The 17,129-nt window shown below is 34.2% G+C and carries 22 protein-coding genes; 6 read left to right on the top strand and 16 right to left on the bottom strand.

Translation table 11 applies throughout. The features are described from left to right. Positions 1-25: 25 nt before the first annotated feature. From J3D55_RS05000 to greA, 5 genes are all read right to left on the bottom strand, one after another. The gene (locus tag J3D55_RS05000) at positions 26-238 is read right to left on the bottom strand and encodes an Fjoh_0651 family PID-CTERM protein (protein ID WP_259128607.1); all 213 of its coding nucleotides are present in this window, start codon (positions 236-238) and stop codon (positions 26-28) included. A gap of 6 nt (positions 239-244) precedes the next feature. Then, positions 245-2,218: a T9SS type A sorting domain-containing protein gene (locus J3D55_RS04995; RefSeq protein ID WP_259128605.1), complete on the bottom strand. Its 1,974-nt coding sequence runs from the start codon at positions 2,216-2,218 to the stop codon at positions 245-247. Positions 2,219-2,295: 77 nt separating this feature from the next. Then, complete coding sequence (gene clpX / locus J3D55_RS04990; protein WP_259128604.1) at positions 2,296-3,483, bottom strand: ATP-dependent Clp protease ATP-binding subunit ClpX; 1,188 nt, start codon at positions 3,481-3,483, stop codon at positions 2,296-2,298. A 74-nt stretch (positions 3,484-3,557) separates the two neighbouring features. Further along, entirely contained in the window at positions 3,558-3,947 is a 390-nt protein-coding gene (locus J3D55_RS04985; RefSeq protein WP_259128603.1) for an HIT family protein, read from the bottom strand. Positions 3,948-4,006: 59 nt separating this feature from the next. Next, positions 4,007-4,483 carry a transcription elongation factor GreA gene (gene greA, locus J3D55_RS04980; RefSeq protein WP_259128602.1) on the bottom strand — a complete coding sequence of 159 codons (477 nt, stop codon included), beginning with the start codon at positions 4,481-4,483 and terminating at the stop codon, positions 4,007-4,009. 110 nt (positions 4,484-4,593) lie between these two features. On the opposite strand from greA, the gene J3D55_RS04975 reads away from it, so the two are divergent. Genes J3D55_RS04975 through J3D55_RS04965 form a run of 3 tightly spaced genes read left to right on the top strand, consistent with a single transcriptional unit; the run spans position 4,594 to position 6,216 of the window. Beyond that, positions 4,594-5,046 carry a hypothetical protein gene (locus tag J3D55_RS04975; protein WP_259128601.1) on the top strand — a complete coding sequence of 151 codons (453 nt, stop codon included), beginning with the start codon at positions 4,594-4,596 and terminating at the stop codon, positions 5,044-5,046. 5 nt (positions 5,047-5,051) lie between these two features. Beyond that, positions 5,052-5,501: a D-aminoacyl-tRNA deacylase gene (gene dtd / locus J3D55_RS04970; RefSeq protein WP_259128600.1), complete on the top strand. Its 450-nt coding sequence runs from the start codon at positions 5,052-5,054 to the stop codon at positions 5,499-5,501. A gap of 31 nt (positions 5,502-5,532) precedes the next feature. After that, positions 5,533-6,216, top strand: a complete 684-nt coding sequence (locus J3D55_RS04965; protein ID WP_259128599.1) for an FKBP-type peptidyl-prolyl cis-trans isomerase — start codon at positions 5,533-5,535, stop codon at positions 6,214-6,216. Between the two features lie 295 nt (positions 6,217-6,511). Here the strand turns inward: J3D55_RS04965 and J3D55_RS04960 are convergent, their stop codons facing one another. The 10 genes from J3D55_RS04960 to J3D55_RS04915 all read right to left on the bottom strand — a co-directional run bounded on the left by J3D55_RS04960 (position 6,512) and on the right by J3D55_RS04915 (position 12,943). Further along, entirely contained in the window at positions 6,512-7,024 is a 513-nt protein-coding gene (locus tag J3D55_RS04960) for a hypothetical protein (protein ID WP_259128598.1), read from the bottom strand. 52 nt (positions 7,025-7,076) lie between these two features. Continuing rightward, the gene (locus tag J3D55_RS04955) at positions 7,077-7,616 is read right to left on the bottom strand and encodes a hypothetical protein (protein ID WP_259128597.1); all 540 of its coding nucleotides are present in this window, start codon (positions 7,614-7,616) and stop codon (positions 7,077-7,079) included. 144 nt (positions 7,617-7,760) lie between these two features. After that, on the bottom strand, positions 7,761-8,459 hold the full coding sequence (locus tag J3D55_RS04950; RefSeq protein ID WP_259128596.1) for a DUF1361 domain-containing protein: 699 nt from the start codon (positions 8,457-8,459) through the stop codon (positions 7,761-7,763). A 27-nt stretch (positions 8,460-8,486) separates the two neighbouring features. After that, positions 8,487-9,863, bottom strand: coding sequence for a DUF4153 domain-containing protein (locus J3D55_RS04945; protein WP_259128595.1), 1,377 nt, complete (start codon positions 9,861-9,863; stop codon positions 8,487-8,489). Positions 9,864-9,873: 10 nt separating this feature from the next. Further along, positions 9,874-10,164, bottom strand: a complete 291-nt coding sequence (locus tag J3D55_RS04940) for a hypothetical protein (RefSeq protein WP_259128594.1) — start codon at positions 10,162-10,164, stop codon at positions 9,874-9,876. A gap of 7 nt (positions 10,165-10,171) precedes the next feature. Further along, positions 10,172-10,657 carry a Coq4 family protein gene (locus J3D55_RS04935; RefSeq protein WP_259128593.1) on the bottom strand — a complete coding sequence of 162 codons (486 nt, stop codon included), beginning with the start codon at positions 10,655-10,657 and terminating at the stop codon, positions 10,172-10,174. 449 nt (positions 10,658-11,106) lie between these two features. Next, positions 11,107-11,232, bottom strand: coding sequence for a hypothetical protein (locus J3D55_RS04930; protein WP_259128592.1), 126 nt, complete (start codon positions 11,230-11,232; stop codon positions 11,107-11,109). 226 nt (positions 11,233-11,458) lie between these two features. Beyond that, the gene (locus J3D55_RS04925; protein WP_259128591.1) at positions 11,459-11,755 is read right to left on the bottom strand and encodes a winged helix-turn-helix domain-containing protein; all 297 of its coding nucleotides are present in this window, start codon (positions 11,753-11,755) and stop codon (positions 11,459-11,461) included. Position 11,756: 1 nt separating this feature from the next. Continuing rightward, entirely contained in the window at positions 11,757-12,326 is a 570-nt protein-coding gene (locus J3D55_RS04920; protein WP_259128589.1) for a hypothetical protein, read from the bottom strand. Beyond that, positions 12,326-12,943: a hypothetical protein gene (locus J3D55_RS04915; RefSeq protein ID WP_259128587.1), complete on the bottom strand. Its 618-nt coding sequence runs from the start codon at positions 12,941-12,943 to the stop codon at positions 12,326-12,328. The genes J3D55_RS04920 and J3D55_RS04915 overlap by 1 nt, the downstream gene beginning before the upstream one ends. A gap of 347 nt (positions 12,944-13,290) precedes the next feature. On the opposite strand from J3D55_RS04915, the gene J3D55_RS04910 reads away from it, so the two are divergent. Next, positions 13,291-14,892 (top strand): class I SAM-dependent methyltransferase, encoded by a 1,602-nt coding sequence (locus tag J3D55_RS04910; protein WP_259128586.1) that lies wholly within the window; start codon positions 13,291-13,293, stop codon positions 14,890-14,892. 39 nt (positions 14,893-14,931) lie between these two features. Here the strand turns inward: J3D55_RS04910 and J3D55_RS04905 are convergent, their stop codons facing one another. After that, positions 14,932-15,696, bottom strand: a complete 765-nt coding sequence (locus tag J3D55_RS04905; RefSeq protein WP_259128585.1) for an enoyl-CoA hydratase/isomerase family protein — start codon at positions 15,694-15,696, stop codon at positions 14,932-14,934. A 266-nt stretch (positions 15,697-15,962) separates the two neighbouring features. On the opposite strand from J3D55_RS04905, the gene J3D55_RS04900 reads away from it, so the two are divergent. Further along, complete coding sequence (locus J3D55_RS04900) at positions 15,963-16,307, top strand: hypothetical protein (RefSeq protein WP_259128584.1); 345 nt, start codon at positions 15,963-15,965, stop codon at positions 16,305-16,307. Positions 16,308-16,586: 279 nt separating this feature from the next. Beyond that, positions 16,587-17,129, top strand: a complete 543-nt coding sequence (locus J3D55_RS04895) for a phage tail protein (RefSeq protein WP_259128582.1) — start codon at positions 16,587-16,589, stop codon at positions 17,127-17,129.

The raw sequence follows: 17,129 nt of genomic DNA, 5'->3' as shown, positions 1-17,129 counted from the left end.
AGTTTAATATTATTTTAATAAAATTTTATGCTTTTTTGCTTGTATACTTCTTTGTAAAGAACACAATAAACATTATTGCGACGATACCTAATGCGTATACATACATATCAACCGGCGATGCCATTGATCCCGTTCCTGAGCCTCCAGTACCACCACTTGGTGGTTGAGGCGGCTGAGCGTTTACAAAAAGCACAGCTAAGAGGAAAAAAGAATATACTAGTTTATTAATAGTTTTCATATTTGTTTATTTTAAGATTTTAGTGTTAACAATATCTCCTTTGTCAGAAACTACTTTTACTATGTAAGAATTTTTGATTTGCTTATCTAATTCGATTACAAAGTCTTTAGAAGTCTCTACAGCTTTTTTAGAGATTACCAATTTACCACTCATATCATAAACCTCGATATCCGCTTTTTTCCAGTTTGGATCAAATCTAACGATGTAGTTGTCAATAGCAGGATTATAAACCACTAATGTTCTAGAAGGAGCTTTAATATTATCTGTTGCCAAAACAATATTATTAGGCTCTCCGTAATATAGATCATATTCAGTTCCGGTTACAGGAATTACCGCTCCCTGTACTGCTTGTTGTGCAGTTCCGTTTGGTGCTTTATAATAGAAACCAATTCCTGCAGACAAAGCATGTGCTCCGTTAGCAATCGGTTCTGCATTTTCTTTAATTTCGAATTTGTATGATTTAACAATTGCAGGATTGTAAGTTACTAGCTTAATATTTTTTCCTTTAAAGTTAGTCTCATTCGCTTCGTTGATGTATAACCAGTAGTTTACATTATTGTTATCATAACCTCCAGTTGTTGCTTCTTCGAAAGTACCGATAGCGTCACCTCCGGTTGCAGCCGCCTGAATACTAGTAGCACCGTTCGTTTGGTGACCAGTAGTAGCGTTAGGAGTTACAACATAATATGTTCTTCCTACTTCTTTTCCTGCAGCATCTAATGCGATAACACCTAACTGTTTTACAGTTCCGACAATACCTTTAGCAGCAGTAACATTATAGTCGGTTGCAGCAGCTCTTACAGTATTTGAGAATCTTCTAAGAGTACTGAAATTTAAAGTCTGTAGACTATTATCTCTCAATTTAAGAACAAATGTCTGCATTGGTTTGATAATAAGACCTGCATCTCCTGCAGGAACTCCAGTAAACTGATCGAATGTCTGTACCTGAGCACCTGTAGTAAAAGTAGAACCATTAGGATATGTTACAACTGTACCTGTAGAATATTTTACACCCCATATGTTTGTAATATTGTTACCGTCAGTTACACCCGCATTTTCTAAATAACCGATTCTTGATAAATCTAAGTTTGTAAAATATGGGTTACCAAATTGGTAAATGTTCTTACCATAAGTTCCTAGAAAAACTCCTGTCGTGTTATCAAACTGATCCTGAAGATAAGAATTGTACTTCTCGTTATATTGATTAGTATTATTCCCATTAGTCCCAAATGTAACACTAGCTCCAGCATTCTGTAAATTTACAGTAGTTAAATCCTCAGCGCGTACCGGTGCACCGTTCAGTGTAAACACAGAACCTGTAGCAGTAGGTGCAATTGTAGGCAAAGTAGTTGGAGGTGTACTTAAGTCTAGATTGTTATTATTAGATCCTAGCATATAGTATGTAGGAGCTGCAGTTGTAGTATTAGCCAAGCTTGTCACATGGTTTGATACTACATTTGTGTTATTCCAACTTAAGATTTCATTTTGAGTATATCTGGTTGTACCAAATGCTTTAGCAAGTTCTGTTGATAAAGAACTATACGCTTTTCCTGCGAATGGAAGAGCAATTTGTTGGAAATAATTTCCATTACCGTTTTTGGCAGTTCTATACTCCTTACTTACAACTCCTGTAAGGTTTGCAGTTGCAATCCCATTAACATAAAGTTGACCATAAGTGGAAGTATCATAACTTCCAATACCAGGCGTATTAAGCCTTAAAACGATGTTCCCGCCGTCTGTTTTGTCGGCACCTCCGGTAGTTATTGTTTTGAAAGCATCAGCAGCAGAAGCCTCTACCATAACGTTACCATGAACGTCCATAATACCAGCTCCTCTTGTTTGAATACCTCCTCCGCTATAAACCAGAGTACCTTCACTTACATACGTAGTAGCAGCATCATCTACGTGTACTAGAACATTCTGCGCCTGAACAGAATAAACTGCTGCTAATAAACCAATAGCAAATAAACTTTTTCTCATTGTATATAATTATTTGTGTGTTAATACAATATCTCAACTGCAAATGTATGTCTTTTTTATGAAAAAACAAATACATTTTATTTATTAACAAAAATATTATCCTCCGTTAATATTATTTCTTTCTCCTCTCCTATCGCAAACATGTAGTCTTCAAGCACTTTTTCAGTGGTTCCTCTCAAACCTCTTGCTCCCAATCCCTTCTCGATAGTCTCCTCTACAATCTTTTCAATTGCCCCATCTGTGAACTCTAATTTGGTATCATCCATTTTAAAAAGCTCCACAAATTGGTTCACAATAGAATTTTTAGGCTCTTTCATGATTCTTACCATCACCTCTTTTGTGAGTTTATCGAGGTAAGTGATGATTGGAAATCTACCCAAAAGTTCGGGAATTAATCCGAAAGTACGAAGATCGATTGCATTAATATTTGTTAATACATAATCATCTTCATCTATTTTATTGATTTTTTCAGAGCTGAAACCTATTGCCTGCTTGTTCATTCTTCTTTCGATAATCTCTTTGATACCGTCAAAAGCACCTCCGGCAATAAACAAAATATTCTGCGTATTCACCTGAATATATTTTTGGTCGGGGTGTTTTCTACCCCCTTGAGGCGGAACATTCACAATACTTCCTTCCAATAATTTCAATAAACCTTGCTGAACACCTTCTCCCGAAACGTCTCTTGTGATACTCGGATTATCAGATTTTCTTGCAATTTTGTCGATCTCATCGATAAAAACAATCCCTTTTTCAGCCTTTTCCACATCGTAATCTGCAACCATTAAAAGTCTCGACAAGATACTTTCAACGTCTTCTCCTACATACCCTGCTTCCGTTAAAATAGTAGCATCAACGATACAGAACGGAACATTTAATTCTCTTGCAATGGTTTTCGCCAATAAAGTTTTCCCTGTTCCCGTTTCACCAATCATGATGATGTTTGATTTCTCAAGCTCTACTTCTCTGTTTTCTTTCTGAGCGTAAAGTAACCTTTTATAATGGTTATAAACAGCAATCGACAACTGTTTTTTTGCCTGATCCTGCCCAATCACATACTGATCAAGAAACTCTTTAATCTCTTTTGGCTTTTTCAGCTCATCTACAGTTTCTGCAGGAGAATAACCCGATTTTGAACCGCTGTCTTTTACAATCACATGAGCCTGCTCGATGCAGTTTTCGCAAATAAATCCGGTTTGCCCGGAAATCAGCATTTGAACTTCATTTCTCTTTCTTCCACAGAAAGAACATTGGTTTGAATTCATCTTTTTATATGTAATATATAAGGTATAGATTAAACAAACTCGTAAAAGTTAGTTTTACGAGTTGGTGTTATTTTTTAAGAATTAATAATCGAGTTCTGAATATCTGTATATTCTTCGTTTGATAATTTCAGTCTCTCATTTTTAAAATTCATCTCTTCCACTTTATTTAAAGGGATTAAATGAATATGTGCATGAGGAACTTCCAATCCTACCACTGCCACTCCTACTCTTACGCACGGAATTGCATTTTTCACTTTCTTGGCGACTTCCTGAGCAAAACTCCAAAGGTTTTTGTACTCTTCGCTTTCCAGATCAAAAATTAAATCAACTTCTTTTTTCGGAACAACCAACGTATGTCCTTTTACCAAAGGCATCGCATCCAAAAAGGCAATAAAATTATCGTCTTCGGCAATTTTATATGAAGGGATTTCTCCGTTGATGATCTTTGTGAATATTGTACTCATTGTATAGAAATTAGATGTTGAAAGTTGAACTTAAAATATCAGTTTCAGAAATTTAATTATTAATTATCAAGAGTAATGTCTAGTACTTCAAAAGACAATTTGTTTCCGTTTGGCAACGTAATGTCTGCAGTATCACCAATAACTTTTCCTAGTAATCCTTTTGCAATGGGAGTATTTACAGAAATTTTACCTGTTTTAAGATCGCTTTCATTATCAGGTACCAATTTAAAAACCTGCTCCTGATTCGTTGCATTATTTTTAAGTTTCACCGTCGTAAGGATTGAAACTTTTGAAGTATCTAATTGACTTTCGTCTATCACTTTAGAAGAAACAACAACATCTTTCAGCTTAGAAATTCTCATTTCAAGCATTCCCTGAGCTTCTTTAGCTGCATCATATTCTGCATTTTCAGACAAATCTCCTTTATCTCTTGCTTCAGCAATCTGCTGTGTAATCTTTGGTCTTTCTACAGTTTCTAACTGTTCCAGCTCAGCTTTCATTTTCTCTAATCCCTCCTTTGTAACATAGCTTGCCATAATTTTCAAAATTTAGTTTTAGTATAAAAAAATAATCCGACATTTGTCGGACAATGTTTTCGTGTTGTAATCGTTTTAACTTTTACAAATATATAAAAATTTAAATTGAAATGAAAAAAACTTTTTCAATCCTATCTATAATTACATTATTGATTTTCAATAATTTATGCATAAATTCTTGTGGAAGCAGAGAAGATACCGTAAGTTGTTTTCCAAACAATCCAATCAACGTGACATTAAACCTGAATCTGCCTGCTTACTATTCTTTAAACCAAGTCGGGGGCTGGGTTTACATCAATGAACAACAATCCGGAACAAAAGGATTAATCATTGTAAGAGCTTCTGACACTACATTTAAGGCATATGACAGAAATGCACCTCATATTTGTCCGGATAACAATACCACCCTTGAAGTTCAGGACAACATCAGAGTCATATGTCCGAAAGATAATGCACAATGGATTTTATTGACGGGACAACCGACTTCCGTTGCCAATGTTCCTCCAAAAACTTATCCTTATAACTATGATGCAGGCGGAAAAATTTTAAATATTTATTACTAAAAAAAATGAAAGTCGTTATACAAAGAGTTTCCGAATCCCATGTAAAAGTCGACGGAAAAATCGTTGGTGAAATCGGGAAAGGATTAATGCTTTTGGTGGGAATTGATGAAAATGATGAAAAAACCGATGCAGAATGGCTTGTTCAGAAGATTTTAAATCTAAGAATTTTCGGAGATGAAGACGACAAACTGAATCTTTCTGTACAGGATATTCAAGGAGAAATCCTTTGTATCAGTCAGTTTACCTTAATTGCTGATTATAAAAAAGGAAACCGACCGTCTTTCATTAAAGCTGCAAAACCCGATAAAGCGATTCCTCTTTTTGATTATTTTAAACAAGAAATATCAAAATCCGGACTGAAAACCGAAAGCGGAATTTTCGGCGCAGATATGAAAGTTTCCTTACTCAACGATGGTCCTGTGACCATCGTGATGGATTCTATTACAAAAGCTTAAATTTACAACAGATTATATTTTAATTCAAAAAATGAAAAAAACCTTAGTTACCTTAGTTCTTCTTACAGGAGTCAACTTTGCATTCGCTCAAAAATCTTACACTGAAGATCAAAAAGCATCTTATTATATCGGTTTAGACATCGCTCAAAACATGAAAAAACAAGCATTTCCGGTAGATCCGGAGCTTTTGGCTCAGGCGATAAAAGACGAATTTTCTGATAAGCCAAAATTATTCCCAAAAGAAGAATTAAGCACATTCTTACAGGGTTTCATGCAGAAACAAAACGAGAAAAAGCAGGCACAGTCAAAATTACAGGCAGAAGAAAACAAGAAGAAAAGCGCAGAATTTCTTGCTAAAAACAAGCTGAATAAGAAAATAACAACTACAGCAAGCGGTTTACAATATGAAGTGCTGAAAGAAGGCGACGGAAAAGGAAAACCTACCGCTTCAAGCACGGCTAATGTAACGTACACAGGAAAATTGATGGACGGAACTGTTTTCGATTCTACAGATAAAAATGGCGGAAAACCAATCGAGCTGAACCTTTCGGGTGTTATTCCGGGATGGACAGAAGGTATCCAACTGATGAGCAAAGGGGCAAAATACAGATTTTACATCCCATCCGATCTTGCTTACGGAGACAACGGTGCAGGTGGTGTAATTCCTCCGGGAGCAGCTCTTATTTTCGAAGTTGAGTTGGTAGATTTTAAATAATCTGAGTTTGGGATAAGAAAATTTAAACAGAATCTAAAAGCTTTTGGTGTGGGAAGAATCTCTTTTTATATTAAATTAATGACAAGAAATTTCCAGCCTGATAAAAAAAGTCAGAAGGTATTGAAATTAAGTTTTGGCTAAAGCCAAATGATGTTTCTACTTTGTTTAAACGGGCTAAAGCCCGTTCCAATTGATATCGATTGCAGATTTTAATAATCTCTTTACCCATAAAAAATCAAAAACGTCTTTCAAAAATTTTGAAAGACGTTTTTTAAAATAAACTTTTATAAAAAAACTAATTTGCAGGAACACTGCTAAAATTAAGTGCAATTTTAAGGTTCATATCTGAACTGGTCTGATTTTTCAATTCGTAAACCGTTCTTACGGTAACTCCGGTACTTTTCACCACTTCATCCAGAAAACCGGAATTTCCCAAATCAAGATTTAAGCTTGAAGCATCCGTAGAAACATTTGATCTTGAAGCAACCAGTTTTTCTCCGGTTCCGCTTGAAGAAATATATACTTTAATCGATTTTAAAGCGCTAAGATTTCCGCCAGAAGGAGAAACTACGGAAACTTTCGCATCCGAAATTCTCACATCTTTAATTTTCGCATTGTTATTTCCACCAAACCAAGTCTGCACATTGGTAGCAGTGGAAGTAGAAGAAACCTCTTTATCAGCAGGAACTCCCGTGGAAACTAAAACATTGGCTGTATAAGGAAATGTATTCTGAACCAACGACTGCACCGTTCCACAACTTACAAGAGCAACCGAAGCTACTGCCGCTGTCAAAAATATATTTTTCATAATGATAAATTTTAAAGTTTTCTTTGCAGAAATTGTACCAAATCGGTTAAAATTATTCAACACTTACCGTAAAACTTCCTTTTGTATTTCCGGAAGCCATATTGCTTTTCCCGATCATCAACCAAACCTCTCCTTTTCCCTTCACATCGTATGTAATTTCTCTTCCAAAAGGTCCGTCATAATCACCGTTCGGTAATTTGATCTGGTTGAAACGAATATTAAAATCTTTTTCTTTTGTTGAAATTTTGGCTTTCAGAGTCGGCTTGTCAAAATCTGTTATTTTTAAAATAAATTCCTGTTCGTCTTTGGTAAATTCTTCACCCAACGTTAAAGGAAACTGTTCTGCATCCACCGTTCGGATAATCTGTCCGTCTTTCACGCTTCTCATCACTCCTTTTTTCAAGACTTCTTTGGTTTTCGGAGCATTATTAATAATAGAATCCTTCATTCTCAATGCAGCAGAATCCGGTTTTTCTGTAGAAGCAGGCTGTTCGCTAACCGCCATTGAATCTTTATTCTGAGTCTCCAGAACACTCGGATCTTTTTTACATGAAATAATAATCAACGGGATTAGCAATAAGGATTTTTTCATAATAATTATTTTTAAATGATAGGAAAGCCTTTTGACTTTTTGAATTTGATTTTCGGTTTTAATGCCTAATTTAGATTGAAAAACAGTTATTCAATTTTGAATATGTTAAGAAGCCAAAATTGTTCCATTAGCAGAATTTCATCCTTAGAAATGAGTAGAATTCCTGATTTCATGATCAATCTCAGGTTTGTGTATGTTTTTCATAGACTTCATCATAAAATACATGAAATTGAGCATAATCCCCATTAAAATAGTGACTCCCCACGTTTTTGTGTATTCCATCGGATAGATAATTCTTACCGCAATATCATTAAACAAACCAAAAGGATTATTCAGAATATCCCAACTGTTCCATCTCAAAAATCTCCCTAAATAAACTCCAAAACTTGTCAGAAATAAAAATGAAACGGTGATTATATTGATCGTTGATCTTCTGAAATAAGCTGAAAGCAGTTTTTCAATATCCAGCAAACTGATAAATCCGAAGAATAAACCTGTCCATGCGTAAGATAAAATCACCACCAAATCGTACCAGATCGGAACTGAACTTCTTATTTTTAAATGAAAAAGATCGGTCAAAATATAGGGAGAATTTGGAAAAAAAAGGATCCAGACTACAATAGCAATAATTAATGAGAGCTTACTTTTAATATTAAAAATCAATAAAAAACTACTGATGAGAAACGGGATTCCGGCAAGAAATAAGTTCCAGTTTAGAAAGAAAAACACTTTCGTTTCGCTGATGTAATATCTGAAAATGGAAAGGCTGAAGCAAAATATCGTCATGAAAATCAACAATATTGTGATTTCAAATCTTTGATTTTCTTTTAGTTTCTTAATCATTTTATAAAAGCTTTAATTATAATTTTTTCATTTAATGTTTTGATAATAAATAACTTTGGAAAGGAATTTTTCATTCTTTTGAAATTTCACCCGGTCTAAATTCAAAATCTCGGCTTTCAGTTTCTCATCATGTTTTTCTTCGGCATATTTTAATAATGCTTTTTCACTGAAATTGATCGCTGTTTTATGATAATTTAAAGCAAAATCTTTACGTTTCATATTCTCCGAAGTGATGATTCCGCCCCAGTTTACATAGCTGCAAAGAAGAATTGTCCCGTAAACATACCAAGTCATCGTATTGAAAAGGAAAGTATTTCTTTTTTTGGTCTGAATTTTAATGAAAGTCGTCATCAAACCAATTAATGATAAAATCAGGAAAGCATAAACGCCCAGTCTTTTGTAGGTAAATCCGTAATTGATAATGTATTCTGAGTTTTTCACCATTGCGGAAATCACAAGCACGGCATTCAGGAAAATCCAGATTTTGACTAAAATTTTCATTAAACCTGCTTTTGGATCAAAATTAAAATTAGATTTAAAATAAAACATAATCACCAAAATCGCCATTACAATTGACATAATTACGGCATTTACTCTTTCGTGTGTTTCTTCCGAAAGCTGAATTGGAGATTTTGTAGCTTCATAAAACTGTTCGTAATTGTAAGTAATGATGAAAAAAATCAACAAAACATTTAAGGCAAAGAAAGAAATGACACCGCTCATTCTTTCCGCCTCCAGATCCAGAAAAGAATACGTCGATTTCTGAATTTTATGCTTCTCCTCAAAATCATTATCTAAAATATGATTGTTTTTGTAGATGAATTTTTCAACGGCGTAATTCCAATAATTAAAAGCGATAAAAAATCCTAACACAATCATTGCGAATAGCTGCCAGAAATTAATATCAAATTCAAGATTTGCAAAAAGATTGGCAAAATGGTCGCTTCCTGCAGAATAAATCCCGAAGAAAACAGAGATTAAAACCAAAGGAATCAATACAAAAGCCAGCGTTTTCTGCCACAATCCGGGAACGTTTTTCTTCGGAAGCCATTCATCAAAGCTGAAAAAACGGCAAAACGAAGTAAAACAATTAATAACAAAAACCGGAATCAGGAATAAAATTTTCATTCTTCGGTTTCGCGATCGGTATCCTAACAATAAAATCGAACTTGCAATCGCCAAAAATGAAGGAAAATCTCCGTACCAAGCAAACGCAATACTTGAAAGAATACTCGTAATGAAAAGAAAAAGAAACGTTTTGGTTCTGTTTTTTACCGGAGTTCTGAAAAAGGTCAGTACGGAGTAAATAATCCCGATAATTCCGAGGTTAAGACCTACATTCTGATCGTAAAATACGATAACGAACAAGATCGTGGTAAGAAATATATAATGATGTGTTTTCATGTTTTTTGAATTAAAGGTTGAAGACAATTGAAATATACAGTATCGTAATCGGAACATTGAGAAGCATGAGCAATGCTGAATTTCCGTGGGTTTTATTGTTCGGTATATTGGATAGAAAAAATATTAGTTCGTGGAAAAACATCAGCAGATTGATAATTAAAGCTATCAAAACATAATAAAATCCTATCCAGACCAAAGAATCATTTTTCGTCAATAAATAACCGAGAAGAATCAATGTCCCGATAACAAAGGAAAGACAGAACGTCACTTTCCCTTCCAAAGAAAATTTTATATTTCTCATAAGATCATTAATATAAAACTGTCGGATTTTTCTGCTGAACGAAATCTCTAAGGTTTTCGAAATTTTGCCAAAGCAAAGCTTCAAAATCCCAGTGATAGAACGGTCTCATATTTTGTCCTTTTTTATAAGCCTCGAGATAAATTTTCATATATTCCGGTAAAATAAGAGTTCCGAGAACGATTGCTGCCAAAAGATGGGCATTCAGTTTTCCGTTTCCTAGCAAAAGAAACTGCATGGCGATCTCGTCCTCAAAATTGGTTCCGCAACCAGTAATCAGATGATGAACATCGTGGTCTTCCATTTTAGGAATCATGGTAAAACCGTGCTTTTTGTAAAATTCACCAAGCATTCTTCCCAAAGAATCTTCCTGAAATTCCAGCAATTGCTTTTCTGTGAATTGCCATTGTCTTTTCTTCTTTTTGAAATATTTTCTGTAAATTTTTTGAGTTTTGTCGTAGACGAAAAGAAGAAATTGAACGCGTATTTTTTTCATAGTTTTATTTTTAATAGTTAATTAAACATCCATAAATAAAAGAGATGGGAATATTTATCAGAAGCATTGAAGCGGATTTAAGACAGATTATAAATTTAGATTGATGTATTAATCCATACCCCAACAAACAGAAAAATACAATTGCATTTATCAGAACGAATAGGCAGAAAATCAAACCATTAAATACAATCAATTTAGTTATATGTCCTAAAAAAATTCCAAAAAAAGAAAGACTTCCTCCCAAAAACGAAAACCAAAATACATTCTTTCCAATCGCTAAAATATCTTTATTATCCATGTCGCTTATTTTAGTTGGTTTTGGTGTAAAAATGATTCATATCTGCATTTAAAACAATCTTTGGATTTTCAAAAATCGTATTAGAGAAGTAAGTTTTGAATATTGCTGATTTTCCAAATTGCGTATACCTTAATTCAATTGTTGGATTTATCTAACTTCCCGCAAACGGACTTCCGAAAATCCCGACAGCCAGTTCGATCCACACTAAAGCCAATACCAGCAAAATGGCAAAACAGACGATTAATTTTGAGACTAAAGTCTTTTTAGATTTAATCACCAGATTAATAAAGAAAGCGGTTCCGAAAAGTAAAACAGCTGCAATAATGAAATCGAAAGGTGACCAGTTTCCAACCTTCTACAAAAAGGTTTCCGAATAACGCTGTAGCCATCAATAAAACCGGGACAGCGAAAATGATTGTTGATTTTTGTTTTTCTAAAGTCATATTTTTAAGTTTTAAGTTTATAAAGTACTTTGCAATTCAAAGTAAAATGATAAAAAAATTTTAGAGCTCCCTCCCTAATAATTTTTCCAAAGCATTCAAATGTTCTGTAAAAGCTTCTCTCCCACTTTGGGTTACCCTGTAAGAAGTTCGCGGTTTTTTCCCCACAAATTCTTTTTTCACTTCAATATATCCTACTTTTTCCAACGCGTTGCTGTGACTTGCCAAATTTCCATCTGTAATTTCCAGCAAATTTTTCATTTCCGAAAAATCAACCCAGTCGTTGACCATAAGAACGGACATAATGCCCAATCTCACACGGCTTTCGAATTCTTTGTTGAGTTGATTTATTTTTATCATTTTAATCTTCTATCCTTTTTATAATTAACGTGTCAGAATTTAATTTTACACTTACACACATAGAAATTGGTACATAATTATTTTCTTTGTAATAAAATTCTCGCACAAATTCGCCATTACGTTTGTAGTTCCAAATTATTCTTTTCGGCTTTTCTAAATCTCCAAACTCTAAAATTTTATTCATTAAAGTACTATCATCTGATTCTAAAGCTTTAAAATTTTGAGCATTTTTAATAGCATTTATAACTCTTTTTTTATCTTCATTTGAAATCTTAAGATATGTAGTTTGATAATAATCGGTGACTCCAACAATCTTATTAAAAACAATTTTAAAGTTGTCTTTCAATACTATATTTATTAATTTCAAATCTTCTTTTGCATCAGATTTAAAATAAAATTCACTTTCAAAAACAAAAAATAAAAAAGGTACAATTACAATTGAAGATAAAACACCTGAAAACAATATACCTAGTTTCAAATTCCCTCGCTTTTTAAAAAAGAAAAATAGAACTATAGATATGGTCAACAAAAATAATCCTAATAAAACAAGAATTACAAAACCGATACCCACTATTTATACTTTTTATGCATGATCAAGCCGTAAACAATATGTAAAGCTCCAAAACCAAATGCCCAAAAAAGCAATCCCCATCCCAAAAAGAATAAAGAAATCAATCCCAACACAATTTCAAAATATCCTAAATATTTTACATCTGTCAACGTATATCGTTCTGCGCTTACCAAAGCCAACCCATAAAAAATGAGTGTAGCCGGAGCAATGAACACAAAAAGATGATGATAAAGAAGAGCCAGACAGAAGAATCCTCCCGCCACCAAAGGCACTGCAAAGGTAGCCAAAAGACGCTTAGTTGTTCCGTCCCAAATCTTCAATCCTTTCTTTTTGCTTTTATTTGCGGTGAAAATATATCCGCTAAGAATTGCCACAACCAGAATTACAATCCCGATAACTACAAGTTCTCTCACCAAAGACGGACCAAGAATATTTCGCTGTCCATCCAAATAACTGATTCCCTCTCTCTGAAAAACAAAATAAACGTACACCGCACCAATAATTGCAGCCAATCCTGCAACCACTCCGGATAATCCGCTTAATGAGATAAACCTTGAAGAACGCTCCATCATGGAACGAATGTGTGATAAGTCTTCGTGATAGTTTTTTGAATCCATAAAAAGAACTTTGAATTACAAAGTTATAATTAAATTTTAATCTGCAAAATAATTATTCAAATTTTCCTGATTATTTTTTTGATTGTCGATTTTACTACTAAAAATTAATTTAAAAGTAAAGATCACAAACTTTTCATGACTTACTTATTTTAGGTTTAAAATCGGAATGGCAAATGATGTATTTATTTCCATCTGTTGAAAGAACAACAAAATAGCTTTTCGATGTAATCAAATTGCTCCTTAAAGAATATATAAAATTACAATTCGACGAAGTCAAATAGCTTCAAATAAAATGGGTAAACAAGTTTGATAAGTAATCCTTAACTTTAGAAAACAAACGCTACAATATGAATAAAGAATTTTCGCGCTCATTAATTTTCAGGCATTTGGACGGTATTGTAACGGCTCCGACGGTTGCTTCACTAATAAAGAGGGATGTTATCTGCTATATTAGTGATAAAGAAAAAGTGGCTCTTGCAGAACTTACGGAAACTTTCAAAGCCAATGAAGGCTATCTTAATGTAGCTTTGCGCACGCTGTCGTCTCAAGGTTTTATAGAATATTCGGTACATAATGAAACCGACGAGATCATTATTTCAAAAAACGAGTCTACTCAATATCTGCAAAAATATTCTCCTCTTTATCTGAAGGCTGTTTCTTTTCAAAAAAAATATACGGATATAAAAAGCCGGATTGTCGAAAGCACATTCATTGAGGAATTTACACAACTTACCGATTCCTTAAAAAATAATTTTGGAATTACACTTTCTGAAGATCCCGATGAAAAAAGAGTTCAGGAACAGATTTTAAAACATATTGAAGGCTGTGTTATCGGTCCTATCATTGTTTATCTGGGAATGACGGGAATGTTTCATAAATATTTCATGGAAACGTCGTTTCAGGCAGCAGAGTTTCATAAAAATGATGAGAACTTTGAAATTATTCTGGATTTTCTTGCCCATTTAGATTGGTTTAAAAAGTCTAAGAACAATTATAAATTTACGGAAACAGGGCTTTATTTCGCCAAAAGAGCAGCATCTTACGGAGTTACCGTTTCTTATCTTCTTTTGTTGAACAAAATGGATGATCTTTTATTCGGAAATCCTTCTAAAATGAGAGAAATCGCAGAAGGAGAAGATGAAATACATGTAGACCGAGCCATGAATGTTTGGGGAAGTGGCGGTGCGCATTCTAATTATTTTAAAGTAGCCAACGATTTTATTATTGAGATTTTCAACCGACCGATTCATCTGCAGCCAAAAGGCGTTTTGGATATGGGTTGCGGAAACGGAGCTTTTATCCAGCATATTTTTGAAACTATCGAAAGACACACACTCCGTGGAAAGATGTTGGAAGAATATCCTTTATTCTTAGTAGGTGCAGATTATAATCCTGCTGCTTTAAAGGTAACGAGAGCCAACCTCATCAATAATGATATTTGGGCAAAAGTAATTTGGGGAGACATCGGAAATCCTCAAAAACTAGCGGAAGATCTGAAGGAAAGTTATGATATTAATCTTTCTGATCTCTTGAACATTCGTACTTTTCTCGATCACAACAGAATATGGAAAACTCCTGAAAATAAGAATCCTGAGAGAATCAGCACTTCAACAGGCGCATTTGCTTTTAAAGGAAAAAGACTATCCAACAACTTGGTGGAGGAAAGCTTAAAAGAACATATTGAGCTTTGGCTTCCTTATATTAAGAAAAACGGACTTTTAATTATCGAACTGCATTCTCTCGATCCAAAACTGACCAGTGAAAATTTAGGAAAAACAGCTGCCACAGCTTATGAAGCAACGCATGGCTTTTCTGACCAATATATTCTGGAAATTGATGTTTTTATAAAAATATGTCTAGAAGCCGGATTGAATATCGATAAAGAGCTCTTCCGGAAATTTCCTAATTCTGAACTGGCAACGGTTTCTATTAATTTGTTGAAAGCTTGATTCAAAAATAAAAGCGTTGAAAATTTCAACGCTTTATTTTTATTTTGCTCTTAATCTTTCTTTAATTGCTCCGATATTTTTCTTTGCAGAATCTTCCAAGATCAAACTTGCACTCATATGAATTCTTGCAGGCATCAATTCGTTGAAATGCTCTGTTCCTTCCCATGAAACTTTTTTAATTAAAGCTAATGCATCACTGCTTCTTGAAGCCAACGTCTGAAGGAACTTCTCTAGTTTCCCATCCATTTCCGCGATATTTTCTGAAACCGAATGATAAACATTATGCTGTTCTGCCCATTCTGCCGATCTGAAATCTGCATCGATTGCCATTGCTGAAAACTGAGATTTTCCGATTTTTCTTTCTACATAAGGTCCGATCACGAAAGGTCCGATTCCTAAATTGATCTCCGTTAAAGCCAACGCAGAATCCTTTGTTGCAAAACAATAGTCTGCTCCACAAGCGATTCCTACTCCACCTCCTGTTGTTTTTCCTTGAACTCTTACTACAACGATCTTACCACAGTTTCTCATCGCATTCAGAACTTTTGCAAAACCTCCGAAAAATTTTGTCGATTTCTCCAATTCTTCGATTTCCAAAAGCTCATCAAAACTTGCTCCGGCGCAGAAAGCTTTTTCGCCTTCACTTTTTACAAGAATTGCTTTTACCTCATCTTTTGCGCCTTCTTCTAAAATTGTCTGTGCCAGTTTTTCAAGAATCGCTCCCGGAAGAGCGTTGCTTTTCGGAGTTCCGAATGTGATTTCGGCGATATTGTTTTTAAGTTCCGATACTACGAATTCGTTCATTATTTAGATTTATTTGAATTCTTACAAAAATACTAAATGTGCGGCTTTTGAAGAAGATTTAAGTAAGATAATATTGTTGAGCAAGCTTCTGTCTCGAAATCCGTATAAATACTGGAAATATAATTTGGTAAAATGTACTCTATAATTTGATGATGGATGCGCTGTACATTTGTAATGTTCATTTAATGAAGCTTCAAAACAAAATATGAACTGGGGAATCCGAAAAACCATAAAAGAGTAGGAATCAAATCAAAAAAATTAATATCATGTCTTATCCACTAGTAAAAATCACAGATTCAACAAATTATGTCGTAACAGGAAAAGTTTCTTATATGAGTGCTTTTTGTTCTGACGACAATTATACAGTAACACCAAACACGACTTGGCAAGCGAAAAGCAGAGGTGTATGTTTACTTACAGAAATTACAGCTGTTGTACAAACTCCGAATGGGAATGTTGTAGCAACTCCTTATACTTCATCAGGAACATCTTACAGCAATTTTGCGATCCTTCAGACAGGACCCAACTCTTTTGCTGTTACAAGAATTGTAAATATGCTTGAAGATGTTGCTCCGGAAGATCACGTAGAGCCGACTGAACAACAGAAATAATCAATCGTAAAAAGTTATTGTTAAATTATTTTTAATAATATTTACTTTTTTTTACAAAAATCGAAACCTTCGGATTAATCTGAAGGTTTTTTTGTTTACCTTTAATCAGTTGATTACGTAGAAATACTGAACGGTTAATTTGGTATTTTCTACTCTACTTCAAAATTCATGATTGTTGTTACTTTGACTTGTCAATAAGACATAAGTTTTTAAAGATATGGCGGTCTCCGAAAAGCCAAGAAGAGAGTAGGAAAATTTAAAACTGAAAAAATATTAATCATGGAAGAAATGATCGGAGTAATCAAATCATTTGCAGGAAACTTCGCACCAAGAGGGTTTTTATTCTGCAATGGAGCTTTATTAAGTATTGCTCAAAACCAAGCACTATTTTCAATTTTAGGAACTATTTATGGTGGTGATGGTATTTCCACTTTTGCTTTACCAAACTTAAACGGACGTTACCCAATCGGGGCAGGAAACTCGAATACAGGTAGAAATTATCAATTAGGAGAAATGTCGGGAACTCCACAAAATACTCTGATGGTACAAAACCTACCAAGTTTTATCAGCCAGCTAAAAGTAGCTAAAGTGAATGGGAATTCTGCAGCACCTGCAGCAAATTCTTCAATTGCCATTACAGGAAATACTGTAGGGAGAGACTTCACGGCAATTCCAAGCTATGTAAACGGAGATCCCGATACGACTATCAACGCAAAATCTGTTTCTTTCGTTGGGCAGAATGCTCCAGTCAACAACATGCCTCCTTATTTAGGAATGTTCTATATTATTTGTGTAGAAGGAATTTACCCTTCAAGACCATAA

Origin of the sequence: Chryseobacterium ginsenosidimutans (assembly GCF_024807225.1) — a bacterium.
Taxonomy (GTDB): Bacteria; Bacteroidota; Bacteroidia; order Flavobacteriales; family Weeksellaceae; genus Chryseobacterium; species Chryseobacterium ginsenosidimutans.
The sequence above is the reverse complement of the archived record's forward strand: the minus strand, read 5'-3'. Positions and strand labels throughout refer to the sequence as shown.